27 protein-coding genes and 1 pseudogene are annotated in these 23,306 nt (G+C 70.3%); 3 read left to right on the top strand and 25 right to left on the bottom strand.

The genetic code is table 11. From position 1 onward, the window contains the following. Window positions 1-3: 3 nt before the first annotated feature. The 9 genes from gmk to pyrR all read right to left on the bottom strand — a co-directional run bounded on the left by gmk (window position 4) and on the right by pyrR (window position 9,673). Window positions 4-633, bottom strand: coding sequence for a guanylate kinase (gene gmk / locus ED92_RS29230; protein WP_081975946.1), 630 nt, complete (start codon window positions 631-633; stop codon window positions 4-6). After that, on the bottom strand, window positions 630-947 hold the full coding sequence (gene mihF / locus ED92_RS29225; protein ID WP_003096398.1) for an integration host factor, actinobacterial type: 318 nt from the start codon (window positions 945-947) through the stop codon (window positions 630-632). Before mihF ends, gmk begins: the two co-directional genes overlap by 4 nt. A gap of 107 nt (window positions 948-1,054) precedes the next feature. Then, on the bottom strand, window positions 1,055-1,894 hold the full coding sequence (pyrF, locus tag ED92_RS29220; protein WP_037343958.1) for an orotidine-5'-phosphate decarboxylase: 840 nt from the start codon (window positions 1,892-1,894) through the stop codon (window positions 1,055-1,057). Beyond that, window positions 1,891-5,205 (bottom strand): carbamoyl-phosphate synthase large subunit, encoded by a 3,315-nt coding sequence (carB, locus tag ED92_RS29215; protein WP_037343957.1) that lies wholly within the window; start codon window positions 5,203-5,205, stop codon window positions 1,891-1,893. Before carB ends, pyrF begins: the two co-directional genes overlap by 4 nt. After that, the gene (carA, locus tag ED92_RS29210) at window positions 5,205-6,338 is read right to left on the bottom strand and encodes a glutamine-hydrolyzing carbamoyl-phosphate synthase small subunit (protein WP_037343955.1); all 1,134 of its coding nucleotides are present in this window, start codon (window positions 6,336-6,338) and stop codon (window positions 5,205-5,207) included. Before carA ends, carB begins: the two co-directional genes overlap by 1 nt. Beyond that, complete coding sequence (locus ED92_RS29205; RefSeq protein ID WP_037343953.1) at window positions 6,338-6,847, bottom strand: hypothetical protein; 510 nt, start codon at window positions 6,845-6,847, stop codon at window positions 6,338-6,340. Before ED92_RS29205 ends, carA begins: the two co-directional genes overlap by 1 nt. Next, window positions 6,844-8,136 carry a dihydroorotase gene (locus ED92_RS29200; RefSeq protein WP_037343951.1) on the bottom strand — a complete coding sequence of 431 codons (1,293 nt, stop codon included), beginning with the start codon at window positions 8,134-8,136 and terminating at the stop codon, window positions 6,844-6,846. The genes ED92_RS29205 and ED92_RS29200 overlap by 4 nt, the downstream gene beginning before the upstream one ends. Beyond that, entirely contained in the window at window positions 8,133-9,065 is a 933-nt protein-coding gene (locus ED92_RS29195) for an aspartate carbamoyltransferase catalytic subunit (protein ID WP_016333100.1), read from the bottom strand. The genes ED92_RS29200 and ED92_RS29195 overlap by 4 nt, the downstream gene beginning before the upstream one ends. Further along, window positions 9,062-9,673, bottom strand: coding sequence for a bifunctional pyr operon transcriptional regulator/uracil phosphoribosyltransferase PyrR (pyrR, locus tag ED92_RS29190; protein WP_037343950.1), 612 nt, complete (start codon window positions 9,671-9,673; stop codon window positions 9,062-9,064). Before pyrR ends, ED92_RS29195 begins: the two co-directional genes overlap by 4 nt. A 260-nt stretch (window positions 9,674-9,933) precedes the next feature. Between pyrR and ED92_RS29185 the strand changes: the two genes are divergently transcribed. Next, the gene (locus ED92_RS29185; RefSeq protein ID WP_003096372.1) at window positions 9,934-10,422 is read left to right on the top strand and encodes a transcriptional regulator; all 489 of its coding nucleotides are present in this window, start codon (window positions 9,934-9,936) and stop codon (window positions 10,420-10,422) included. A 109-nt stretch (window positions 10,423-10,531) separates the two neighbouring features. On the opposite strand, the gene nusB is transcribed toward ED92_RS29185, so the two are convergent. From nusB to ED92_RS29170, 3 genes are read right to left on the bottom strand one after another with little or no spacing between them, the layout of a single operon-like run. Beyond that, window positions 10,532-10,996 carry a transcription antitermination factor NusB gene (gene nusB, locus ED92_RS29180; RefSeq protein WP_037343947.1) on the bottom strand — a complete coding sequence of 155 codons (465 nt, stop codon included), beginning with the start codon at window positions 10,994-10,996 and terminating at the stop codon, window positions 10,532-10,534. Further along, window positions 10,996-11,559 (bottom strand): elongation factor P, encoded by a 564-nt coding sequence (gene efp, locus ED92_RS29175; protein ID WP_034311660.1) that lies wholly within the window; start codon window positions 11,557-11,559, stop codon window positions 10,996-10,998. The genes nusB and efp overlap by 1 nt, the downstream gene beginning before the upstream one ends. A gap of 38 nt (window positions 11,560-11,597) precedes the next feature. After that, window positions 11,598-12,689 (bottom strand): Xaa-Pro peptidase family protein, encoded by a 1,092-nt coding sequence (locus ED92_RS29170; RefSeq protein WP_037343944.1) that lies wholly within the window; start codon window positions 12,687-12,689, stop codon window positions 11,598-11,600. 327 nt (window positions 12,690-13,016) lie between these two features. On the opposite strand from ED92_RS29170, the gene ED92_RS29165 reads away from it, so the two are divergent. Then, a complete protein-coding gene (locus ED92_RS29165) occupies window positions 13,017-13,436 on the top strand; it encodes a B-4DMT family transporter (RefSeq protein ID WP_037343941.1) in 420 nt (139 codons plus the stop codon). Here ED92_RS29165 and ED92_RS29160 read toward each other — a convergent pair. From ED92_RS29160 to ED92_RS29110, 11 genes are all read right to left on the bottom strand, one after another. Further along, on the bottom strand, window positions 13,391-14,875 hold the full coding sequence (locus ED92_RS29160) for a beta-xylosidase (RefSeq protein WP_037343938.1): 1,485 nt from the start codon (window positions 14,873-14,875) through the stop codon (window positions 13,391-13,393). The two genes, ED92_RS29165 and ED92_RS29160, sit on opposite strands and share 46 nt — an antisense overlap. A gap of 60 nt (window positions 14,876-14,935) precedes the next feature. Then, the gene (locus ED92_RS29155) at window positions 14,936-15,862 is read right to left on the bottom strand and encodes a GNAT family N-acetyltransferase (protein WP_037343936.1); all 927 of its coding nucleotides are present in this window, start codon (window positions 15,860-15,862) and stop codon (window positions 14,936-14,938) included. After that, on the bottom strand, window positions 15,859-16,290 hold the full coding sequence (gene aroQ, locus ED92_RS29150; RefSeq protein ID WP_037343934.1) for a type II 3-dehydroquinate dehydratase: 432 nt from the start codon (window positions 16,288-16,290) through the stop codon (window positions 15,859-15,861). The genes ED92_RS29155 and aroQ overlap by 4 nt, the downstream gene beginning before the upstream one ends. Next, window positions 16,287-17,396 carry a 3-dehydroquinate synthase gene (aroB, locus tag ED92_RS29145; protein WP_037343933.1) on the bottom strand — a complete coding sequence of 370 codons (1,110 nt, stop codon included), beginning with the start codon at window positions 17,394-17,396 and terminating at the stop codon, window positions 16,287-16,289. The genes aroQ and aroB overlap by 4 nt, the downstream gene beginning before the upstream one ends. An 8-nt stretch (window positions 17,397-17,404) precedes the next feature. Next, on the bottom strand, window positions 17,405-17,812 hold the full coding sequence (locus tag ED92_RS29140; protein WP_037343931.1) for a hypothetical protein: 408 nt from the start codon (window positions 17,810-17,812) through the stop codon (window positions 17,405-17,407). Then, window positions 17,809-18,333 carry a shikimate kinase gene (locus ED92_RS29135; protein WP_081975945.1) on the bottom strand — a complete coding sequence of 175 codons (525 nt, stop codon included), beginning with the start codon at window positions 18,331-18,333 and terminating at the stop codon, window positions 17,809-17,811. Before ED92_RS29135 ends, ED92_RS29140 begins: the two co-directional genes overlap by 4 nt. Further along, entirely contained in the window at window positions 18,330-19,517 is a 1,188-nt protein-coding gene (gene aroC / locus ED92_RS29130; protein WP_037343929.1) for a chorismate synthase, read from the bottom strand. The genes ED92_RS29135 and aroC overlap by 4 nt, the downstream gene beginning before the upstream one ends. 48 nt (window positions 19,518-19,565) lie before the next feature. After that, window positions 19,566-20,177: an A24 family peptidase gene (locus tag ED92_RS29125; protein ID WP_037343927.1), complete on the bottom strand. Its 612-nt coding sequence runs from the start codon at window positions 20,175-20,177 to the stop codon at window positions 19,566-19,568. A gap of 251 nt (window positions 20,178-20,428) precedes the next feature. Next, the gene (locus ED92_RS29120) at window positions 20,429-21,058 is read right to left on the bottom strand and encodes an anti-sigma factor (RefSeq protein WP_037343925.1); all 630 of its coding nucleotides are present in this window, start codon (window positions 21,056-21,058) and stop codon (window positions 20,429-20,431) included. Beyond that, the gene (locus ED92_RS29115) at window positions 21,055-21,567 is read right to left on the bottom strand and encodes a sigma-70 family RNA polymerase sigma factor (RefSeq protein ID WP_073846967.1); all 513 of its coding nucleotides are present in this window, start codon (window positions 21,565-21,567) and stop codon (window positions 21,055-21,057) included. The genes ED92_RS29120 and ED92_RS29115 overlap by 4 nt, the downstream gene beginning before the upstream one ends. Then, entirely contained in the window at window positions 21,564-21,932 is a 369-nt protein-coding gene (locus tag ED92_RS29110; protein ID WP_037343924.1) for a hypothetical protein, read from the bottom strand. Before ED92_RS29110 ends, ED92_RS29115 begins: the two co-directional genes overlap by 4 nt. Window positions 21,933-22,064: 132 nt before the next feature. Between ED92_RS29110 and ED92_RS29105 the strand changes: the two genes are divergently transcribed. Next, window positions 22,065-22,505, top strand: coding sequence for a ubiquinol-cytochrome c reductase iron-sulfur subunit (locus ED92_RS29105; RefSeq protein WP_037344523.1), 441 nt, complete (start codon window positions 22,065-22,067; stop codon window positions 22,503-22,505). Between the two features lie 62 nt (window positions 22,506-22,567). Here the strand turns inward: ED92_RS29105 and ED92_RS29100 are convergent, their stop codons facing one another. Together ED92_RS29100 and ED92_RS29095 are read right to left on the bottom strand one after the other, a co-directional pair. Further along, window positions 22,568-23,023, bottom strand: coding sequence for a PTS glucose transporter subunit IIA (locus ED92_RS29100; RefSeq protein ID WP_016333082.1), 456 nt, complete (start codon window positions 23,021-23,023; stop codon window positions 22,568-22,570). Next, a pseudogene (locus tag ED92_RS29095) lies at window positions 23,020-23,265 on the bottom strand (glucose PTS transporter subunit EIIB); the annotation flags it as partial. The gene ED92_RS29100 and the pseudogene ED92_RS29095, both read right to left, overlap by 4 nt. Between the last annotated feature and the right edge of the window lie 41 nt (window positions 23,266-23,306).

Below are 23,306 nucleotides of genomic sequence, written 5' to 3'. Positions count from 1 at the left end.
GGTCTAGTTGTCGCCGGTTATCAAGTTTAGCAACTGCTCGGCGGCCTCTCGCACGTCGGCGTTGACGACGCGCTCGTCGAACTCCCCGGCGGCGGCGAGTTCGCGTTCGGCCTCGGCCAGCCTGGCCTTCACGGCGGCTTCGTTCTCGGTGCCGCGGCCGGTCAGCCTGCCGACCAGTTCGTCCCACGACGGCGGCATCAGCATCACCAGCCGGGCCTCCGGCATCGCCTTGCGGACCTGCCGCGCGCCCTGGAGTTCGATCTCCAGGATCGCGTTGCGGCCCTCGGCCAGCACCCGCTCCACGGGCCCGCGCGGGGTGCCGTAGCAGTTGCCCGCGAACTCGGCGTGTTCGAGCAGTGCGCCGTCGGCGACCATGCGGTCGAACTCGGCTCGGTCGATGAAGTGGTAGTGCTCGCCGTCCACCTCACCCGGCCTCGGCTTCCTGGTGGTCACCGAGACGCTGAAATAGATCTCCGGATCCAGCTTGCGCAGCTCCTTGGCCACGCTCGACTTCCCGACCCCCGAAGGCCCTGAGACGACCGTGAGCCGGTGCCGGGATTCGACTCCCGCCACCGGCTCACCGCCGCGGTCAGCGCCCGGGTTCACCGGGTGGTCCTGACCGATGCCGCTCACTCGCCGCTGAATTCGGCCAGCAGCGCCTTGCGCTGCCGGTCGCCGAGGCCGCGAAGACGACGGCTGGGTGCGATCTCCAGTCGTTCCATGGTCTGCTGGGCACGGACCTTGCCGACGCCCGGAAGAGCCTCGAGCAGAGCCGAGACCTTCATCTTGCCGAGGACTTCGTTCTCCTCGGCCTGCTTCAACACGTCGACCAGAGTGGTACCGCCCCGCTTCAGCCGCTCCTTCAGCTCAGCACGGATGCGGCGGGCGGCGGCGGCCTTCTCCAGCGCCGCAGCGCGCTGTTCCTCTGTCAGCTGGGGAAGTGCCACGTTTTCCTCCGGTAGTTCTCAAATCTGGGTGGGTGTGGCGACGGTACCCACCCGTTACCTCGGCCCACAATGCGGGGGTGGCTGGTCATGACGGATTCCCGGGCCTGCTATTGGCCTTTTTCCAGGGGACCGAGGGAATCCCGGGTCCGCCGAACGGCCGCACGCAGAGCTTCGGGGTCCGGCCCGTGCTTGAGGACGTCACGGGACGACGCGGGCAGCACACCCGGCAGCCCGGCCCCGAAAACGGCCCGCAGATCGGCCGGAGTGGCCCCCTGGGCCCCGAAACCGGGCGCCAGGACCGGACCGTTCAACCCGCTCAGATCGAGCTGTCCCGGCTCGATGGTGGCGCCGACGACGACACCGATGTCACCCAGGGGGCCGACGCCCGCGTTGTACCCGGCCGCCGTGTCGACGATGTCCTGCGCGACGGTCTTTCCGTTGGGCAGCAAGGCGTTCTGCAATCCCTGCGCCTCCGGGTTGGAGGTGCGCGCGAGGACGAACAGACCCTTGCCCTGCGCCTGCGCGACCTCCAGCGCGGGCGCCAGCGAACCGAATCCGAGGTACGGCGACACCGTGATGGCGTCGGCCTCGAGTTCCGCGCCGCCGGGCAGGAACGCCGCCGTGTACGCCGCCATCGTCGAGCCGATGTCGCCGCGTTTGACGTCCAGCAGGACGAGCGCGCCCGCTTCCCGGCACACCTTCATCGTCTTGGCCAGAACGGCGACCCCAGGAGGCCCGTAGGCCTCGAAAAAGGCCGACTGGGGCTTGATCACCGCGACCTCGGGCGCGAGCGTCTCAGCGGCCGTGAGGGCGAACTTCTCCAGCCCGCCCGCGTCCGCCGTCAGACCCCACGCTTCGAGCAACCCGGGATGGGGGTCGATACCGGCGCAGAGCGGTCCCTTTTCCGCGACCGCCCGCGCCAGCCTCGCCCCGAACCGCTCGCTCATGCCTTGGCCTTCAGCGCCGCCTGCAGGCTCTGCAGCGACCGCACGCCGATGTCGCCCTTGATGACGGCCTCTATCCCGTGCACGGCCGCCGCCGCGCCCTGCACCGTGGTGATGCAGGGGATGTCGCGCGACACCGCGGCGGTGCGGATCTCGTAGCCGTCGATCCGCGGACCGCTGTTGCCGTACGGGGTGTTGATCACCATCTGTACCTCACCGCTGAGGATGACGTCGACGACGTTCTGCTCCCCCTCGGCCGAACCTTCGTAGTGCTTGCGCACGACGGTGCAGGCGATCCCGTTGCGCCGCAACACTTCCGCGGTACCCGAGGTGGCCAGGATCTCGAACCCGAGATCCGCCAGGCGCTTCACCGGGAACACCAGCGAACGCTTGTCGCGGTTGGCGACGGAGACGAACACCTTGCCGGAAGTCGGCAGCGAACCGTAGGCACCGGCCTGCGATTTGGCGAACGCCTTGCCGAAGGAGACGTCCACGCCCATGACCTCACCGGTGGACTTCATCTCCGGGCCGAGCAGCGAGTCGACGCCGTGACCCTCCGGGGTGCGGAAGCGGTGGAACGGCAGGACCGCCTCCTTGACCGCGACCGGCGAATCGGCGGGCATGTGGCCGCCGTCACCCTCGGCCGGGAGGACGCCGGACTCGCGCAGATCCTTGATCGACGAGCCGGTCATGATCAGCGCGGCGGCCTTCGCCAGCGGCACCGCGGTCGCCTTCGACACGAACGGCACCGTTCGCGAGGCGCGCGGGTTGGCCTCCAGGACGTACAGGACGTCGTCCTTGAGCGCGTACTGGACGTTCAGGAGCCCGCGGACGCCGACGCCGCGCGCGATGGCCTCGGTCGAGCGGCGCACCGTCTCGATGTCGGTCCGGCCCAGCGTGATCGGCGGCAGCGCGCACGAGGAGTCGCCGGAGTGGATCCCGGCCTCCTCGATGTGCTCCATGACGCCGCCGAGGAAGAGCTCGTCGCCGTCGAACAGCGCGTCGACGTCGATCTCGATGGCGTCGTCGAGGAACCGGTCCACCAGCACCGGGTGTTCCGGGGTGACCTCGGTGGCGCGGTGGATGTAGCCGGCGAGGGACTCCTCGTCGTAGACGATCTCCATGCCGCGTCCGCCGAGCACGTAGGACGGCCGCACGAGGACCGGGTAGCCGATCTGGTCGGCGATCCGCTTCGCGCCCTCGAACGAGGTCGCCGTGCCGTACTTCGGCGCGGGCAGCCCGGCGTCGGTGAGGACCTCGCCGAACGCGCCGCGGTCCTCGGCGAGGTGGATCGCGTCCGGGGAGGTGCCGATCACCGGCACACCGGCGTCGGCGAGGCGCTTCGCGAGCGAGAGCGGGGTCTGGCCGCCCAGCTGCACGATGACCCCGGCGACGGTGCCCGACTCCTGTTCGGCGTTGACGACCTCGAGGACGTCCTCGAACGACAGCGGCTCGAAGTAGAGCCGGTCCGAGGTGTCGTAGTCGGTGGAGACGGTCTCGGGGTTGCAGTTGACCATGACGGCCTCGAAACCGGCCTCGCGCAAGGCGATCGCGGCGTGCACGCACGAGTAGTCGAACTCGATGCCCTGCCCGATGCGGTTCGGCCCGGAGCCGAGGATCAGCACCTTGGGCTTCTCGGTCTGCGCGGTGATCTCCGACTGCGCCGCGGGGTCGGTCTCGTAGGCCGAGTAGTGGTACGGCGTCTTGGCCGCGAACTCGGCCGCGCAGGTGTCGACGGTCTTGTACACCGGCCGCACCCCGAGCCGGCGGCGCAGCGCGCGGACGCCGTCCTCCCCGGCCAGTTCCGGCCGCAGCGAGGCGATCTGACGGTCGGAAAGGCCGATCCGCTTGGCACGGCGCAGCAGCGGCTCGTCGAGCACCTGGGCGTCGCGGACCTCGGCGCCGACCTCGCCGATGAGGGCGATCTGGTCGATGAACCAGGGGTCGATACCCGAGGCCTCGTGCACCTGCTGGACGGTGGCGCCGAACCGCAGCGCGCGCTCGACCTCGTAGAGCCGTCCGTCGTGCGGGGTGCGCAGGGCCTCCAGCACGGATTCCAGCGTCGCGCCCTCGGGGTCGGGGCGGGTCCAGAAGCCGGTGGCCTTGGTGTCGATGGACCGCAGCGCCTTGCCGAGCGCCTCGGGGAAGCTGCGGCCGAACGACATCGCCTCGCCGACGCTCTTCATCGTGGTGGTCAGCGTCGGGTCGGCGCCCGGGAACTTCTCGAAGGCGAACCGCGGCACCTTCACCACGACGTAGTCCAGCGTCGGCTCGAAGGCCGCCGGGGTCTCGCCGGTGATGTCGTTGCGGATCTCGTCGAGGGTGTAGCCGATGGCGAGCTTCGCGGCGATCTTGGCGATCGGGAACCCGGTCGCCTTCGACGCCAGCGCGCTGGAGCGGGACACGCGCGGGTTCATCTCGATGACGACCATGCGGCCGTCCTCGGGGTTGATCGCGAACTGGATGTTGCAGCCGCCGGTGTCGACGCCGACCTCGCGCAGCACCGCGATGCCGACGTCGCGCATGTGCTGGTACTCGCGGTCGGTCAGGGTCATCGCGGGCGCGACGGTGACCGAGTCACCCGTGTGCACGCCCATCGCGTCGATGTTCTCGATCGAGCAGACGACCACCACGTTGTCGTGCCGGTCGCGCATGAGCTCGAGTTCGAACTCCTTCCAGCCGAGGACGCTCTCCTCGATGAGCACCTCGGTGACCGGCGACTCGTCGAGACCGGTGGAGGCGAGCCGCTCCAGCTCCTCGTCGGTGTGCGCCATACCCGAGCCGAGCCCGCCCATGGTGAACGACGGCCGGATGACCACCGGGAGGCCGACCTCGGCGACGGTCGCGCGGACCTCGTCCATGTCGTGACAGACCCGCGAACGCGGCACCTCGGCGCCGATCGTGCGGACGATGTCCTTGAACTTCTGCCGGTCCTCGCCGCGCTGGATGGCCTCGACGTCGGCACCGATCAGCTCGACGCCGTACTTCTCCAGCACACCCCGGTCGTGCAGGGCGACGGCGCAGTTCAGCGCCGTCTGCCCGCCGAGGGTCGCGAGGATCGCGTCGGGGCGCTCCTCGGCGATGACCTTCTCGACGAATTCCGGGGTGACCGGCTCGATGTAGGTCGAGTCGGCGAACTCGGGGTCGGTCATGATGGTCGCCGGGTTCGAGTTCACCAGCGAGACGCGCAGTCCCTCTTCGCGCAGTACGCGGCAGGCCTGGGTGCCGGAGTAGTCGAACTCCGCCGCCTGGCCGATCACGATCGGCCCGGAGCCGATCACCAGCACGTGCTGGATGTCTGTCCTCTTCGGCATTACTTGGCCTTCTCCATCAAGCTCACGAACTCATCGAACAGGGGGGCCGCGTCGTGCGGGCCGGCGGCGGCCTCGGGGTGGTACTGCACCGAGAACGCGGGGACGTCGAACGCGCGGACACCTTCGACGGTGTCGTCGTTCGGGCAGTAGTGCGAGATCTGCGCGGCACCGAACGGCGTCTCGAACCGCTGGCCCGGCTCGCCTTCGAGGGCGAAACCGTGGTTCTGCGCGGTGATCGCGACCCGTTTGGTGGCCACGTCGATCACCGGGATGTTGATCCCGCGGTGGCCGTAGCGCATTTTGTACGTGCCCAGCCCCAGCGCGCGGCCGAGGATCTGGTTGCCGAAGCAGATGCCGAACAGCGGGATCTCCCGCTGCAGCACCGATTTCGTCAGCTCGGTGGCGTGCGCGGTGGTCGCCGGGTCGCCGGGACCGTTGGACAGGAACACGCCGTCCGCCTCGACCGCGAGCAGATCGTCCACAGTGGACGACGAGGGCAGCACGTGCACCTCGATGCCGCGCGCGGCCATCAGGCGCGGGGTGTTGGACTTGATGCCCAGGTCCAGCGCGGCGACGCGGAACTTCCGCTCGCCCTGCGCTTCGACGACGTACGCCTGCTTGGTGCTGACCTCGCCGGCGAGGTCGGCGCCCTTCATCTGCGGGCTCGCCTGCACCTGCGCGAGCATCTCCTCGTCGGAGCCCAGCGCGTCGCCCGAGAAGACGCCGGACCGCATGGCGCCCTGCTCGCGCAGGTGCCGGGTCAGCGTGCGGGTGTCCACTTCGGAGATCCCCACGACGCCCTGGCGCTCCAGTTCCTCGTCCAGCGTGCGCTTCGAGCGCCAGTTGGACGGGGTGCGCGCGGGGTCGCGGACGACGTAGCCCGAGACCCAGATGCGCGAGGACTCGTCGTCCTCGTCGTTCCAGCCGGTGTTGCCGATCTGCGGCGCGGTCTGGACCACGATCTGCCGGTGGTAGGAGGGGTCGGTCAGCGTCTCCTGGTAGCCGGTCATCCCGGTGCAGAACACCGCCTCACCCAGGCTGCGGCCGCGGGCGCCGTACGCGGATCCTCGGAACACCCTGCCGTCTTCCAAGACGAGCGCGGCGGGTGTGCGGGTGCCGTTCGCGGTGCTCATCAGGCACCTCCCTTGATGTCGTTGCGGGTGTCTTGCAAAGCTTCGATCCACTGTGGATAGTCGTCGACGTCGTCGCCGCGGAATCCGGTGTCCAGCTCGACGTCGCCGGCCAGCCAGGTGATGACGAGCAGCGCGTCGATGCCCATCACCTTCCCGGCCATCCCCTTGTCCTTGCGGACGCCGGTGACCGAGGCGCGCGGGATCCAGAAGTCCGGGGCGCCGCCGCGTTCGATGGCGATGCCGTCTTCGTGCAGGCGCCACACCGCGCCGGTGCGCAGGCCCGCGCCGCGCGTGACGACGCGGTCCTGCCAGTGCCCGGCGGTGGTCGTGCTGACGTAGAGACCGGTCGATTCGAGCGACGCCTCGCCGGGTTCGGCGGGGATCTCGGCGAACGGCGGGACCTGGACGCTCTGCGCCCGGGACTTCCGCCGCCAGCCGCGCCACATCAGGAACACGCAGAAGAGGAAGAAGGCGAAAACCGCCAGGGTCAGCAGAATCCGGTCGCTCATGAGGCGATCTTCCCTTCCCGCGCGGTGATCCGCCCGCGCAGCAACGTCGCCGTCACCACGCCGGGGAGCCGCATTCCTTCGTACGGGGTGTTGGCCGCGATACTCGCGAACTCGGCGCCTCGCACGGTCCATTCGGTGTCCGGGTCCACCAGCGTCAGGTTGGCGGGTTCGCCGACCTCGATCGGGCGGCCGTGGTCGGTCAGGTTCCCGATCTCGGCGGGCCGCTCGCTCATCACCCTGGCGACGCCCCGCCAGTCCAGCAGGCCGGTGCGGACCATCGTCTCGACCACGATCGACAGCGCGGTCTGCAGCCCGAGCATGCCGGGGCGGGCCGAACTCCACTCGCAGTCCTTGTCCTGGACCGCGTGCGGCGCGTGGTCGGTGGCGACGCAGTCGATGACGCCCTCGGCCAGCGCGGCGCGCAGCTTCTCGGCGTCGGATTCCGTGCGCAGCGGCGGGTTGACCTTGTTGACCGGGTCGTAGGTCGCGAGCCGCTCGTCGGTCAGCAGCAGGTGGTGCGGGGTGACCTCGGCCGAGACCTTGGTGCCGCGATCCTTGGCCCACTTCAGGATGTCCGCGGTGCCCGAGGTCGAAACGTGGCAGACGTGCAGCCGCGCGTTCGCGTGCTCGGCGAGCAGGCAGTCGCGGGCGACGATCGACTCCTCCGCCGAAGCGGGCCAGCCGGTGTAGCCCAGGCGCGCGGCTTGCTCGCCTTCGTGCGCCTGCGCGCCGACGGTCAGCCGCGGCTCCTCGGCGTGCTGCGCGATGACCACGCCCAGCGCCGTCGAGTACTCCAGCGCGCGGCGCATGAGCAGCGGGTCCGCGACGCAGAGGCCGTCGTCGGAGAAGACCTTCACCCGCGCTTCGGACTTCGCCATGGTGCCGAGTTCGGCGAGCTTCTCGCCCTTGAGACCCACGGTGACCGCGCCGACCGGGTGCACGTCGACCAGCCCGGCCTCCTGGCCGCGGCGCCACACGTGGTCGACGATCACCGCGTTGTCGGCCACCGGATCGGTGTTGGCCATGGCGAACACCGCGGTGTAGCCGCCGAGCGCGGCCGCGGCCGAACCGGTGGCGATCGTCTCGGTGTCCTCGCGGCCGGGTTCGCGCAGGTGGGTGTGCAGGTCGACGAAACCGGGGAGCAGCACCTGGCCGCCCGCGTCGATCACTTCGGCTTCTTCTGGCGCGTCGAGCGAACCGATGTCGGTGATGACCCCGTCCTCGACGAGCACGTCGACCGGATCGCCCTCGCCGTAGGGGCGGGCGCCCTTGATCAGGACGGTGGTCACGCGGCGGCTCCTTCGCTGGCGAGCAGGTGGTAAAGGACCGCCATGCGCACGTGGACGCCGTTGCGGACCTGTTCGGTGATGGCCGAGGCCGGGGAGTCGGCGACCGCCGAGGCGATCTCCATCCCGCGCAGCATCGGGCCGGGGTGCAGGACGACGGCGTGCTCGGGCAGGAGCTTCATCCGCCGTTCGTTGAGGCCGTAGGCGATCGAGTACTCGCGCGCGCTCGGGAAAAAGCCCCCGTGCATGCGTTCGGCCTGGACCCGCAGCATCATGACCGCGTCGAGCGCGGGCAGTTCGGCGTCGAGTTCGTGCGACACCGTGACCGGCAGGCTCTCGACGCCGGCGGGCAGCAGCGTCGGCGGCGCGACGAGCACCACCTCCGCGCCCAGCGCCGACAGCAGGTGGATGTTCGACCGCGCGACCCGGCTGTGCAGGACGTCGCCGACGATCCCTATGCGGCGGCCCTCGAACGAACCGAGGCGCTCCCGCAACGTGGCCGCGTCGAGCAGCGCCTGCGTCGGGTGTTCGTGGGTGCCGTCCCCGGCGTTGACGACCGCCGTGCCCGCTTCGGCGAGCCAGCCCGAAAGCCGCTGCGCCGCACCGGAGGCGGGGTGCCGGATGATCACGCAGTCGGCGCCGGCCGCGGCCAGCGTCAGCGCGGTGTCCCGCAGCGATTCACCCTTGTTGACCGAGGAACTGGACGCGGAGACGTTGATCACGTCGGCGCTCATCCACTTCCCCGCGATCTCGAACGAGACGCGGGTGCGGGTGGAGTTCTCGTAGAACAGCGTGATGACGGTGCGGCCGCGCAACGTCGGCAGTTTGCGGACCTCGCGGCCCAGCAAGGTGTGCTTGAGCTCTTCGGCGGTGTCCAGCACGGCTGTCGCGAGCGCCGGGTCGAGCCCGTCGGTGGCGAGCAGGTGCTTCACGATCGATCTCCTTCTGGTGAAGCGCTCTCGTTCAACGACCGCAGCAGAACCGTGTCCCGTCCGTCCACTTCGGACAGCAGGACCTCGATCCCCTCGGCGCGCGAGGTGGGCACGTTCTTGCCCACGTAGTCGGCACGGATCGGCAGTTCGCGGTGGCCGCGGTCGACCAGCACGGCCAGCTGGACCGCGCGCGGGCGGCCGTGGTCGCGCAGGGCGTCGAGGGCGGCGCGGACGGTGCGGCCGGAGAACAGCACGTCGTCGACCAGGATCACCACCGCGTCGTCGATACCGGTCGGCGGCAGCTGCGAATGTTCGAGCGCGCGGGGCGGGCGGCGGCGGAGATCATCACGGTAGAGCGTGATGTCCAGCGCGCCGGTCGGCGGACGGATGCCGGAGAACTCGGCGATCTTGTCCGCGAGCCGCAGGGCGAGCGGCGTTCCCCTGGTGGGGATGCCCAGCAACACGGGCGGAGTCGAGCCACCGGCACCGAGAGCGGTCTTCTCGATGACCTGGTGGGCCATTCGGGCGATCGTGCGCGCGACATCGCCGGACGAGAGCAGCTCGCGCTCTCCCGCCGGTTCCGCCGCGCCACGCGGGCGTGACGACAAGGCGGACCTCCTTCCCCGCCTCTCTGGACGGGTCCTTAAAGGACGTCGACTTCCTGCGTAGCGAGGAAATCCCCCCGACACTAGCAGGAGCGATGGCTCATTCTTACGAGTGGCGCGCCCCAGGTGACGAAGGCCTCTCGAAAGCACCCGCTTGACCTGGTGACAACTATGCGTAACCATTACTCTGAGTATTCGACTCTAGGAGTCCCCTGGATCGGTCACCCCGACCGGTTGGGGGTGAGGAAACGGAGAACCACCAGATGGGCGATTACGCCAAGGCGCTCGGGGCCAAGCTCCGCGGGATCCGCCAGCAGCAGGGCCTGTCCCTGCACGGGGTCGAGCAGAAGTCCGGAGGCCGCTGGAAGGCCGTCGTCGTCGGTTCGTACGAGCGCGGCGACCGCGCCGTCACCGTGCAGAAGCTCGCCGAGCTCGCCGATTTCTACGGCGTCCCGGTGGTCGAGCTCCTGCCGGAGGGCCGGGTGCCGTCGGGCGCCGAGCCCGCCACGAAGATCGTCATCAACCTGGAGCGGCTCCAACAGCTCCCGGCGGAGAAGGTCGGGCCGCTCGCCCGCTACGCCGCCACCATCCAGAGCCAGCGCGGCGACTACAACGGCAAGGTGCTCTCCATCCGCACCGAGGACCTGCGTTCGCTGGCGATCATCTACGACATGACCCCCGGTGAGCTCACCGAGCAGCTGATCGACTGGGGTGTGCTGCCGCCCGAGGCTCGACCGTCCAAAGAGGACTAGAGATGGCGACGTTTTCGGTCCGGGGGGACCGGAAACGCCAACCGGCACCACCGAGCACGAGAACGGGCCGTGCCCTCGGCAGAGGACACGGCCCGTTGTCGTACGTCTTCTAGAGGACCGCGCGGAGCCTGTCGGCGATCGTGCCGATCCGGCCGAGCACGCCGTTGACGAAACGCGGCGAATCGTCGGTCGACAGCTCCTTCGCCAGCCCGACGGCCTCGTCGATGGCGACCGGGTCCGGCACGTCCTCGGCCCACAGCAGCTCGTAGACGCCGACCCGCAGCACCGCCAGGTCCACCGGCGGCATCCGGTCCAGCGTCCAGCCCTGGGCGTGCTCCGCGAGCAGCTCGTCGATCTGGGTCTTGCGGCCGGTGACGCCCTCGACCAGCGAGATCGTGTAGTCCGCGATCGGGTCGACCTCGACCGAACCGACCCTGTCCGCCAGCAGTGTCACCGCGTCGGCACCGCGCTGGGCGGCCTCGTACATCATCTCGACCGCGCGCTTGCGGGCCTGACGACGGCTGATCGGCCCGCCCCGGTTCGGCGACTTGCCCGCTTTGGCTGAGTCGGCCATCAGCTGGAAACGCGGCCCAGGTAGCGGCCGTCACGGGTGTCGACCTTGATCTTCTCGCCGGTGGTGAGGAACAGCGGCACCTGGATCTCGGCGCCGGTCTCCAGGGTGGCGGGCTTGGTGCCACCGGTGGAGCGGTCGCCCTGCAGGCCGGGGTCGGTGTGCTGGACGACGAGCTCGACCGAGGTCGGCAGCTCGATGTACAGCGGGACACCCTCGTGCACCGCGACCTGGACCTCGGTGTTCTCGAGGAGGTAGTTCGCGTTGTCGCCGACGGTCTCGTTCAGCACGGTGATCTGGTCGTAGGTCTCCGCGTCCATGAACACGAAGTCCTGACCCTCCTTGTACAGGTAGGTCATGTTGCGGCGGTCGACGGTGGCCGTGTCGACCTTCGTCCCCGCGTTGAAGGTCTTGTCGACGACCTTGCCGGTGAGCACGTGCTTGAGCGTGGTGCGGACGAACGCGCCGCCCTTGCCCGGCTTGACGTGCTGGAACGCGGTGACGGTCCAGAGCTGGCCGTCGAGGTTGAGGACGAGCCCGTTCTTCAGGTCGTTGGTGGTGGCCACGAGTGTGCAGTCTCCTGTGTCGATCTTCCGGGCCGTCGTCAGACGACCACGAGTTCCTTGGTGCTCAGCGTGAGGAGTTCGGGCGTACCTTCCCGCACGACCAGCGTGTCCTCGATGCGCACGCCTCCGCGTCCGGGCAGATACACACCAGGCTCGACGGTGACGGCCATACCGGCGGACAGTGTACCGACGCCCGTGGTGGCCAGGCTGGGCGCCTCGTGCACCTGCAGTCCGACGCCGTGACCGAGGCCGTGGCCGAACTCCTCGCCGCGCCCCGCGTCGACGATCACGCCACGGGCCGCTTTGTCCACTTCGGACACTTCGGCGCCGGGCAGTACGGCGTCGCAGCCCGCCGCCTGCGCGCGCTGGACCAGCTCGTAGATCTCCTCCTGCCACGCCGCGGGCTTGCCGAGGACGAACGTGCGCGTCATGTCGGAGTGGTAGCCGTCGACCGTGGCCCCGAAGTCGATCTTGACGAAGTCGCCGGTCGCGAGCACGGCCGAGGTGGGCCGGTGGTGCGGGATCGCGGAGTTCGCGCCCGCCGCGACGATGGTGTCGAACGAAGGCCCGGTCGACCCGTGGCCGAGCATGCGATTCTCGAGGTCGCGGGCGACGTCGAGCTCGGTGCGGCCCGGGCGGAGCCCGCCGGCGGACACCAGATCCTCCAGCGCCCGGTCGGCCGCCGCGCACGCCTGGCGCAGCGCCTCGATCTCCTGCTCGTCCTTGACCAGCCGCAGCTGCTCGACGAGCCCGGGCGTCCGGACCAGCTCGACCCGGTCGAAGCGGACCTTGAGGTCCTCGTGCTGCTCGACGCTCACGTGCTGGCTCTCGAAACCGGTCTTGCCGAGCTTCTTCTCGGCCGCCAGATCGGCCAGCTTCGCCGCGCTCGCGCGGTCCAGCACCCGCTCGAGATCGGGCACCTCCGTCGCCGACTGGACCTGGTAGCGGCCGTCGGTGCAGAAGATCGTCTTGTCGTCGCCGCTCCCGTGGACGAGGAGAGCGGCGTTGGACCCGGTGAAGCCGGTCAGGTACCTGATGTTGAGCAGGTCCGTGACCAGCAGCGCGTCCACTCCGGAGTCGGCCAGCAGGGAACGCAGCGCCGCGCGGCGGCGAGAGAAGTATTCACGCACGTCATGGAGTTTAGGGGGTGATCCGCCGGTGGCACGCGTTTCGCCTACTGCTTGCGTTCACTGTGGGGCGCGGTGGTCCGTGAAGGCCTCCTTCACGCGGCTGAGCCGAGGGAAGGGGGCCTTCACGCGCTTCCATCGTGCCTACTGGTGTACCTGGGGTGGATGTGGCGGTCACCGATTCCGTGAAGGCCTCCTTCACTACCTTCAGGGTAGGCAAGGAGGCCTTCACGGACCGGGCGACCGACCACCACCGGCACGTGGGCGCATGGGTCGCTACTGGCGAGTTAAGCTTCTCCAATGGCACCGTGGCTGACTCGTGGACTCGTGATGGCGCTGCTACACGGCGCGGCCGTCACCGTGCTGGCCAAGTACGAGGTCTTCAACCCCACCGACAAGACCCTCGTCACCTCCCTCGCCCTCGCCGTCCTGGTCGGCGCGGCGGCGGGCTGGGGCGCCGTCGACGCCTGGCAGGGCAAACCCGAACGCGGCAAGAACTGGTTCATCGCGGCGCTCATCGCCGGCCCGGTCTCGGGCGTGCTGTACGTGATCGGCCGCGCGGTGTTCGTCGACCAGACCGGCGCTTCGGAACTCGGCGGCGCGCTCACCGGCGGCGCCGCCTTCTCGGCCCTACTGGTGCTCATCCCGGCCGGGATCGGCCTGTTCGTCGGGGGCCGCATCACCAAGACCGGCGACGACGAGGATCAGCCCGCGAGCGAGAAACCGGCCGGGAAGCCGTCCCAGGCCTGATCGCCGATCTCCTCGACGGTCGAGTCGTTCAGCGCCGCAGTCCCCGCGTCCGGCACCGCGTACAGCTTGCCGTCGAGCACCACGCCGAATCCGCGACCGGGTGCGTGCACCGTCTTCGCCCCGGCGCTCAGCCGCGCGGCCTGCGGGAACTTGTCGACGACCTTGAGCCGCTGGTCCAGCACCTCGCCCGCGAGCGCCGCCGCCACTGAGCGCCGGTCGACCCGCACCAGCTTGCCGTCGGCGACCAGGTCGATGGTCCGCTGCGGCGACGGCATCGCGACGCCTTCGAACGAGGTCCGGATCCGGGCCTCGCCGTCGCATGCCCGCGAGCCGCGGACGTCCAGGCCGAAATGTTTGAGGTCGGTCGGCGCCCCCGCGCCGCCGACGATCGTGGCGCGGACGACGTCGAAGGGCACCCGGTCGCAGACGTCGCCCGACGTGAGCGGCGCGTGCCCGTCGGGCCGCCGGACCAGGCCGGGGCCTTCCTTCCAGGCGCCGGGGATGAGCGCCGGCCGGTACGGCTGCGCGGTGAAGTCCCTGGTCCAGAAGGTGAGCGTGGTGCCGGCGTCGGTCTCGTGCGCGATCACGAAGGCGTCGAGCGCGCCGACCCACATGAGGTCGGTGCTGAATCCGTCGACCAGCGAGCGGGTACGCGGCGAGATCGTCGTGGGCTTGGCGACGAAGCCCTGCTCCCCCAGCGTCTCCACGCCCCGGGTGAACGCCGCGTCCTTGGCGCGGAGCAGGAACTGCCCGGCGCCGTTCCACCCGGCGGCCTTGGCCGTGGTGTCGGTGAAGAGCACGTAGAACCAGCCGTCGAGGTACACCGCCGAGGGCTGGCCCGCGCCGTAGACGTTGGCACGGTGGACGTCGTGCGCCGGTCCGATGATCGGCTGCCCGCCCGCGGCACGCGTCCAGGTGAGCCCGTCGGGGCTGGTCGCGAGGCCGATCGAGTTGCCGAGGGCGTGATCGCCCGCGGCGCCGGTGTAATACATGTAGTAGGTCGAGCCGACCTTGATCACCGACGGGTCGCAGGTGTGCATCCCGTCGAAACCGCCGGGCGCGCCGGAGAACACCGCCGCCGGACCACCGCCGGACGGGCCGGTGAAGGGACCGTCGAGCGAGGGCGACTGCGCGTAGAGGACGTCGTCACCGGGCGGCTGGGCGCTGCCGTACTGGCTGCACCACCACATCTTGAGTTTGCCGCCGTCCCGCATCACGGTCGGGCTGTAGTTGTAGACCGCGTCCTGATCTCCCGCGGCGACCACGCCGCCACTGGCCCGTGGATCGCTCGTCGCGAGCTCGACGTCCATCGGCCGCGGCTTCTCCTGGGGCGCCTGCTGGGCTCCGCCGATCCCGCCGCCCTTGCCGTCGGCCTGGGACTGCACGTTCCCGTCGCTGCACGCCACGAGGACCGCGCCCGCCGCGAAGACGGCCACCACGGCACGGGCGGGTCGCCGACCCCCTCGAAAAAGGCGCATGATGGCCGAGTGTAGCGAGGCTTAACCCGGCCGGGTGACGTCAGTACCCGGGAGGGCGACCAATTCCACTTCGAAGCCGTCGGCGTTTTCGAGGTAGGCGGCGTAGTGATGGTCACCGCCCGCATTCGGATAGCGGTCCGCGAACAGGGGCGACCAGCCGTGTTCGACGGCCTTCGAAGCCAGTTCGTCCACCCGCTCGCGTGACTCGACGTGCAGGGCGAGATGGTTCAGGCCAGGCGCGGTGCGGTCGTGTTCTTCCCCGCTGAGCGCCGGAGAACGCTCGACGACGAGGTAGGTCGCGCCGTGCTTCCAGCTGACTCCGGCGGGCCAGCGCTGGAACTCCCGCCAGCCGAGTTCGCCCAGCAGCCAGCCCCAGCTCTCCTCCGCGCGGCCGAGATCGGGCACCCACAGCTCGATGTGGTGCGCGCGGCCGTGGTCCGAAGGCAGCGCGACGAAGACGCGATGCGGCCCGCTGCCGTAGTGGTCGCCGCCGCCGACATCGAGGAAACCCAAGCGCCGCACCAGATTCTGACTGGCCACATTGGACTCGCCGACCAGCGCCCACACCGACGACAGGCCGAGCCCGACGAGTCCGTGCTCCAGCAGCGCCTTGGCGGCCTCGGTCGCCAGACCTTGCCCGCCGTGCGCCCGCGCCAGGTAGTACCCCAGCTCCGGAACGTCGCCGGGAAGCTCTTGCGACGGCCGCAGGTGCGCGAGGCCGATCACCTCGCCGTCGCGTTCGATCACCCAGTGCCCCATGCCCGCCGGGCCGTCGTAGGACAGCCTGCGGCCGACCATTTCACGGACGTGGTCCGGTTCGGTGAGCGGCACAGCGAAATGCGCGCTCATCGCCGGGTCGGCGAAAAGCCCGACGATCGCGCCGGTGTCGGCTTCGGTCAGCGCGCGCAGCCGCAGCCTCGTGGTCTTGAGCTCGGGAGGGTTGTTCACGCCGCGTTCGCGGCCATCCAGCGCAGGGCCAGGGGGTATCCATCGACCCCGAGCCCGGCGATCACGGCGGTGGCGATATCCGACAGCACGCTGTGGTGCCGGAACTGCTCGCGTTTGTGCACGTTGGAGATGTGCAGTTCGATCAGCGGCGCCTTGAGCTGGGCGGCGGCGTCGCGGACGGCGATCGAGTAGTGCGTCCACGCGGCGGCGTTGAGCACCACCGGCCAGCCCGCGTCGGCGGCTTCGTGCAGCCAGCCGACCATCTCGCCCTCGTGGTCGGTCTGCCGGACCTCGACGTCGATCCCCAGCTCCTTGCCGGTTTCGACGCAGGTGGCGGCCAGATCCGCGTGCGTCGCCGAACCATAGATGCCGGGCTCGCGCAGCCCGAGCCTGCCGAGGTTGGGGCCGTTGAGCACGAGCACCTTCACAGCAGCACGCTCCCGCCGGGTTTGGGCGCGTCGCCCGCCACCACCGAGTACGCCGCGGCGAGCAGGGACGGATCCGGGCCTTCCAGCCTGCCGGGCTTCGCGAGCCCGTCGAGGACGACGAAACGCAGCACACCCGAGCGGGTCTTCTTGTCGCCCTTCATCGTCTCCAGCAGCTGCGGGAGCGCGTCGGGGTCGTAAGTGGTCGGCAGACCCAGCAGCTTGAGCACCTTCGCGTGCCGCTCGGCGGTGGCGTCGTCGAGACGGCCGGCCAGCCTCGCGAGCTCGGCGGCGAACACCAGGCCGACACTGACCGCCGCGCCGTGACGCCACCGGTACCGCTCACGGCGTTCGATGGCGTGGGCGAGCGTGTGACCGTAGTTGAGGATCTCGCGCAGATCCGATTCGCGCAGATCCGCGGCGACGACGTCGGCCTTGACCTGGATCGAGCGGCGGACCAGCTCGCCGAGCACCTCGCCGGTGGTGTCCAGCGCCGCGGCGGGATCCTGCTCGACGAGTTCGACGATCCGCGGGTCGGCGATGAACCCGGCCTTGACCACCTCGGCCATTCCGGCGACAAGTTCGTTGGGAGGCAACGTTTCCAGCGTCGCGAGGTCGACGAGGACCGCGCTCGGCTCGTGGAAGACGCCGACCAGGTTCTTGCCCGCCTCGGTGTTGATGCCGGTCTTCCCGCCGAGGGCGGCGTCGACCATGCCCAGCAGCGTGGTGGGCACGTTGACCAGCCGGACGCCGCGCATCCAGGTGGCGGCGACGAATCCGGCCAGGTCGGTCACGGCGCCGCCGCCGAGCCCGACGACCACGCCCTGGCGGTCGAGACCGATGCGGCCGAGGACCTCCCAGCAGAAGCTGGCGACGGTGAGCGCCTTGCCGTCCTCGGCGTCGGGGATCTCGACCCGGTGCGCGTCGATCCCGGCCTCGGCCAGTTCGTCGCGGATGGCCTCGGCGGTGGTCGTCAGCGTCGGCGGGTGGATCAGCGCGACCTTGGAGGCGTCGGTGAGCTGCTCGGTGAGCTCGCCGAGCAGGCCGCGGCCGATGACGACGTCGTAGGGCTTGGCGGTGTTGACGGTGATGCGGACCGGCTCGGTCATCGTTCCCCTCACTTCGGCGGAAGCCGCTTGGCCCTCGCGACCTCGCAGGTGATCTTGCCCTTGACCGGGGTGTCCCCCGGGATCTCTTCGGTCACCTTCTGGCCGGGTGTCATCCGGTTCTTCGCGAACAGCGCCTCGCCGGCGGCCTTGCCCTCGGCGTCCTTGATCGCGATGGTGACGGCGTACCGCGCGTCCTCACCGGTGCTGTTGGCGACCTCGATGGTGATCTTCGGGGTGTAGCTGTTGCTATCGCATTTGGTGACCTTGACGTCGGCGGCGACATCCGCCTCCGGCGCGGGGCTGGTGGCCGCGCCGGTCTGGACGACGTCCGCGCCGGGAGGCTGCTTCTCCTCGCCGCACGCGGTCAGGGTCAAGGCCACGACGCCGAGCAGGACGCCGGCGATGGTGCGTTTCATGCTCGTTCCTTGCTGATCTCGGTCAGCCCGATGAGGGCGGCCTCGACGACCTCGTCGGCGGTCAGCTGGTCGGTCTCGATCTCGAACGTGGCCACCTCGCGGTACACCGGCAGGCGCGCGTCGAGGAGCGCCTTGTAGGTGGCGCGGGGGTTCACCCCGGCCAGCAGCGGGCGCGCGGTCGAGAGCCCGGCGCGCTGGACACCCGCGGCCATCCCGACGTTCAGGAAGATCACGGTGTGCCCGGCCAGCCGTTCGCGGGTGCCCGGCGTGATCGGCGCGCCCCCGCCCAGGGAGAGGACGCCTTCGTGTTCGGCCAGCGCCTTCGCGACCATCTCCTCCTCCAGCGCGCGGAAGGCGGGCTCGCCCTCCTCGGCGAAGATGTCGGTGATGGGCTTGCCCGCGCTCGCGACGATGTCGTCGTCGCTGTCGCGGAAGGCGAGACCGAGCCGGGCGGCGAGCGCCGGGCCGACCGTGCTCTTGCCCGAGCCCGGCGGCCCGATGATCACCGCGCGAGGGGTCACCAGCGCTCCTCGAGCGCCTTCAGGTACGCCTCGACGTTGCGCTTGCCCTCGATCAGCGAGTCGCCGCCGAACTTCTCCAGCGCGGCGTCCGCGAGCACGAGCGCGACCACCGACTCCAGCACGACCCCGGCGCGGGGTACCGCGCAGACGTCGGAACGCTGGTGGATGGCCACCGCGGGTTCGCCGGTGGTGACATCCACAGTGGACAGTGCTTTGGGGACGGTCGAGATCGGCTTCATGGCGACCCGCACACGCAGCGGCTCGCCGTTGGTGATGCCGCCTTCGAGCCCGCCCGCGCGGTTGGACCGGCGGGTCACCCCGACCGGTCCGGTGCCGCGGTCGATCTCGTCGTGTGCCTGGCTGCCCCAGCGCTTGGCCGTGGTGAAGCCGTCGCCGACCTCCACGCCCTTCATCGCCTGGACGCCCATGAGCGCGCCGGCGAGCCGGGCGTCGAGCCTGCGGTCCCAGTGGACGTGCGAGCCGAGGCCCGGCGGCAGACCGTAGGCGATCACCTCGATCACGCCGCCGACGGTGTCACCCGCCTTCCGCACGGCGTCGACCTCGGCGACCATCGCGTCGGTCCCCTCCTGGCCGAAGGCGCGGACCGGGCTCTCGTCGATGGCGGGCAGGTCCGACGGCACCGGCAGCGGCCCCTCGGGCGCCGAGGCGCCGCCGATGGACACGACGTGGCTGAGGATCTCGACCCCGAGCAGCTGCTTCAGGTAGGCGCGGGCCACCGTGCCGAGCGCCGTGCGGGACGCCGTCTCGCGGGCGCTCGCGCGCTCCAGCACCGGACGGGCCTCGGGGAAGCCGTACTTCTGCATACCGGGCAGGTCGGCGTGGCCGGGCCGGGGACGCGTCAGCGGCTCGTTGCGGGCGAGGCCTTCCAGCTCCTCGGCGGGCACGGGATCGGCCGACATGACCTTCTCCCACTTGGGCCACTCGGCGTTCTCGATCTGGACCGCGACGGGGCCACCCTGGGTGAGCCCGTGCCGGACACCGCCGGTGAACTCGATGTGGTCGGTCTCGAAGCCCATCCGGGGGCTGCGGCCGAAGCCGAGCCTCCGGCGCGCGAGCTGCTCGCCCACTTCGGCGGTGGTGACCTCGACCCCGGCGGGCATCCCTTCCAGGATGGCGGCGAGGGCGGGTCCGTGCGATTCCCCTGCGGTTATCCAGCGCAACACCTGACAGATCCTGTCACAACCTCCTCTGAAGTCCCGGTACAGGCCGGGCTATCCAGGACCCGGTCCGGCGAAGACGGCGAGCGCCCACGCCGCGACCAGGAGACCGGGCCCGTGCGGCACCGTGGGATGCCGGGGCCCGCCCACCGCGAGCGCCACGCTCAGTAACGCGGCGGCGACCGCGCCGAGCACGATCGACGGCCAGCCCGTCGCGGCGAGGACCGCGCCGAGACTCCCGGCGAGCTTCACGTCCCCCGCGCCGAGCGAGCGCGGCGACACCGCGTGCACGAGCGCGTGCGCCCCGCCGAAGACCAGCGCGCCCAGCACCGCCCGCCACGCGATGGCGGCCCCTCCCCCGTACGCGGCGATCGCCAGCGTGACGGCCAGCGCCGGGTACGCGGGCAGGGTGAGGATGTCGGGCAGGCGGCGGTACTTGAGGTCGGCGAGCGCGAGCGGGACCGCGAAGACGGTCAGCACGGCCGGGACCGCGAGCCACCACGAGGGCCAGGCTCCCGACTGGTACCTGAGGCAGACCGCGACGAGCGCCACCGCGGTGAGGGCGGGGGCCCACGCCGTGATCGGCGCTCCGGCCCGGCGCAGGCAGGAGCGCGTGGCGAGCGCCGATCCGGCGCCCGCCACCGCGAAGGCGATCGGCGTGAACACGAGATCCAGAGTGCGTCCGGTGATGCACGGGCGGCAAGATTTTCTTTTCGTGACAGGGACTTTCACGCACTTTCGGCAGGTGGGGCGAGGGTGCGGAAGTCGTGAACGGACCGTTCACGCAGGGGCGCGGCGAGATGGTTGCCGGGTTGGTCGTGAGTGGCGTTTCGGGTTAGAACCCGAAACGCCACTCACGACCAACTGGACCCAATCCACCCCGCGCCTGGCCCCGAAGACCTGTCATGACACCGGGATCAGGGGTTCATCCGCAGCAGCGGGAGACCCGACGGCGTGCGGATCTCAAGCGCTTTGATGTCCCCGGTCCGCATCGCGGTGCCGACCACGATATGCGCGGTGTCCTGGGGCATCGCGCGCCAGGACGCGAGTTCGCTGGTGCCGCCGTCGGCGCCGACGGCGACCAGGATGTAGTCCCCGGTGCGGTTGCCGCCGTAGCTGCACGTCATGTCGACCTTCGTGCCGGTGTCCGTGGCGGACATGGCGACTTCGGCGGTCACCGGGTAGTCGCCGAGCGGGGTCATCGGGTCGCCCGCCGCCGCCATCGGCCCGGTCAGGACGACGACGAGCGCGACGCCGGCGGCCACGGCCAACCCCGCCGCGGTGGTGGTGATCGCCCGTTGGATCCGCCTTCCCCGGCGGACCCGTTTGAGCACGGCCGGCAGGAGATCCGGCGAGGGCGCCGGTTCGTCCTCCAGCAGGGCCGGAGCGCCCGCCTGGGCGAGCAGTCCGGGGATCCCGGCCAGGTCGCGCACGGACGCCGCGCACCGGTCACAGACGCGAAGGTGTTTCTCGTAGGCGAACCGGTCTTCCGGGGACAACGCACCGAGCACGTAGGCCGCGTCGTAGGTGGCGAAGGGGTCGGTCATTGAGTCACCCCTCTTTCCTCCAATATCAGCCGCAGCGCCCGCAACGCGTAATGCGTCCGCGACTTGATCGTCCCTTCGGCCACACCCAGCCGCTTCGCAGCGTCGGCGACGGAGTAACCCTGGAAATAGCACAGGACCAGGACGTCCCGATGCCTCGGCGAGAGCTCACCGAGCGCTTCGGCGACCAGCCAGCCCTGGACCGCCCGTTCCGTGCCGTCCGTGACCGCCGTTTCGGGCGGTTGACCGGTCACCACCTCCGGATGCGCCTCGGCGGCCCGCCAGTCGTCGATGGCGATCCGTCTCGCCACGGTGAACAGCCAGCCCCGCGCCGAGCCCTCGGTCTGGTCGAGCACCTTGGCGTTGCGCCAGGCCCGCAGCAGGGTCTCCTGGACGACGTCCTCCGCGCGGACCCGGTCGCCGCTGGTGAGGTGCAGCGCGTAGGACCAGAGTGCCGCCGCGTGCTCGTCGTGCAGAGCCCGCATCAGCCGGTCCTCCGCGAATTCCTTCACCGATCCGTGCTTTCGCGGCTGAGGAGCAGCGGGAGGGCGAAGACCACACAAGCCACTTCGGTGATCAGGCCCCAGAGCTCGGCCTGGGTGGTGAAGCGTTCCGAGACGCCGAAGAATCCTGTGGTCAGCGAGAGCACGTACGCGCCCAGCGTGGCCAGGCCGAAGCCGATCGCCGCGAGCGCGGGAAGCCAGTGGTGCCAGACCAGGACGGCGATCGCGATGACCACACCCGCCACGACGTTCACCAGGAAGAGCGGGCCGACCACGTCCGTTTCCGAGGCCCAGTCCTGCCATACGACGTAATGCACCCATGCCGAGCCGAGGAGGCCCGCCGCCACCACCGCCCGCAACAGCCACCGGATCATGTCCGTATCTCTTTCCCGCGTGTTCGGTTCCCCTATGCCCTTGAACACGGAAAAGAGGGCCTCGCGGTTCAAACCGGCACCCGATGGCCGGCGAAATTGAACCGGATGGGTGCCCGGACCGTGTGTATGGGCATGACTGCCGAACTCCACTCCCGCCGCAAGGTCCTGACCACCGGCGCCGCCGTCGCCGGTGCCGCCGCCGGGGCCGTGGCCCTCACGGCCTGCGGAAGCGACAGCAAACCGTCCGGTTCGACCGCCGCGCCGCCCGCCGCGGCGCCGGGCGAGACCCTGACCGCGCTCTCCGACCTCCAGGTCGGCCAGGCGAAGGCCGCCAAGACGGCCGACGGCAAGGACGTCATCATCACCAGGACCGCCGAAGGCACGGCGGCCGCGTTCAGCGCGATCTGCACCCATCAGGGGTGCGCGGTCGTCCCCGAGGGCGCGGAGCTGAAATGTCCCTGCCACAACTCGATCTTCGACGCCGCGACCGGCGCGGTCAAAAAGGGACCGGCGGACCAGCCGCTGCCCTCGATCGCGGTCAAGGTCACCAACGGCCAGGTCGTCACCGCCTAGAAACACGAAAAGGGTCCCTTTAGGACGTTCTCACCGTCCTAAAGGGACCCTTTCGCGAGCTTTCAGCTGTCCCAGGTGAAAATCGGGTCGCCCGCCTCGACGTCGCCGCCGGTGAGCAGTCCGGAAAGGACCTCCGCCTTCGCGTCGAGCGCCACCACGGGCACGATCGGCGAGTAGCCCGCGGCCTTGACCGCGTCGGGGTCCCAGCCGACGACCGGCTGCCCGGCACGGACGGCCTCGCCCTTGACGACGTGGAGGGTGAACCCCTCGCCCTTCTGCTTCACCGTGTCGATCCCCAGGTGGACCAGCACGCCGCGACCGTCCTCGGTGGCCACCACGAACGCGTGCGGGTGCAGTGTGACGACCGTCCCGTCCACCGGGGCGACCGCGTCCTGGCGCCCGCCCGAGGGCAGGACCGCGATGCCGGGGCCGACCATCGCCTGCGCGAAGACCGGGTCGGGCACTTCGGTCATAGCGGTCGTCTTGCCGCTCACCGGGCTGAGGATCTCGAGACTCACAGCAGATCCTCGATCTCACTGGCGATGTTGTCGGCCTCGGGGCCCACGATGACCTGGACACCGGCGCCCATGCGCACGACGCCCATCGCGCCGGCGGCCTTCAGCGCCGCCTCGTCGAGCAGGCTTATGTCTTCGAGCTCACAACGGAGCCGGGTGATACACCCCTCGACCTCGATGACGTTCTCGGCACCGCCGAGGCCCGCGAGGATCTTTTCCGCCCTGTCATCCGCCATCGCGGTCTCCCTGTTCCCTGTCGGTTTCCCACATGCGAACCAGCTGTACT

Origin of the sequence: Amycolatopsis sp. MJM2582, assembly GCF_000754115.1 — a bacterium.
Taxonomy (GTDB): Bacteria; Actinomycetota; Actinomycetes; order Mycobacteriales; family Pseudonocardiaceae; genus Amycolatopsis; species Amycolatopsis japonica.
The sequence above is the reverse complement of the archived record's forward strand: the minus strand, read 5'-3'. Positions and strand labels throughout refer to the sequence as shown.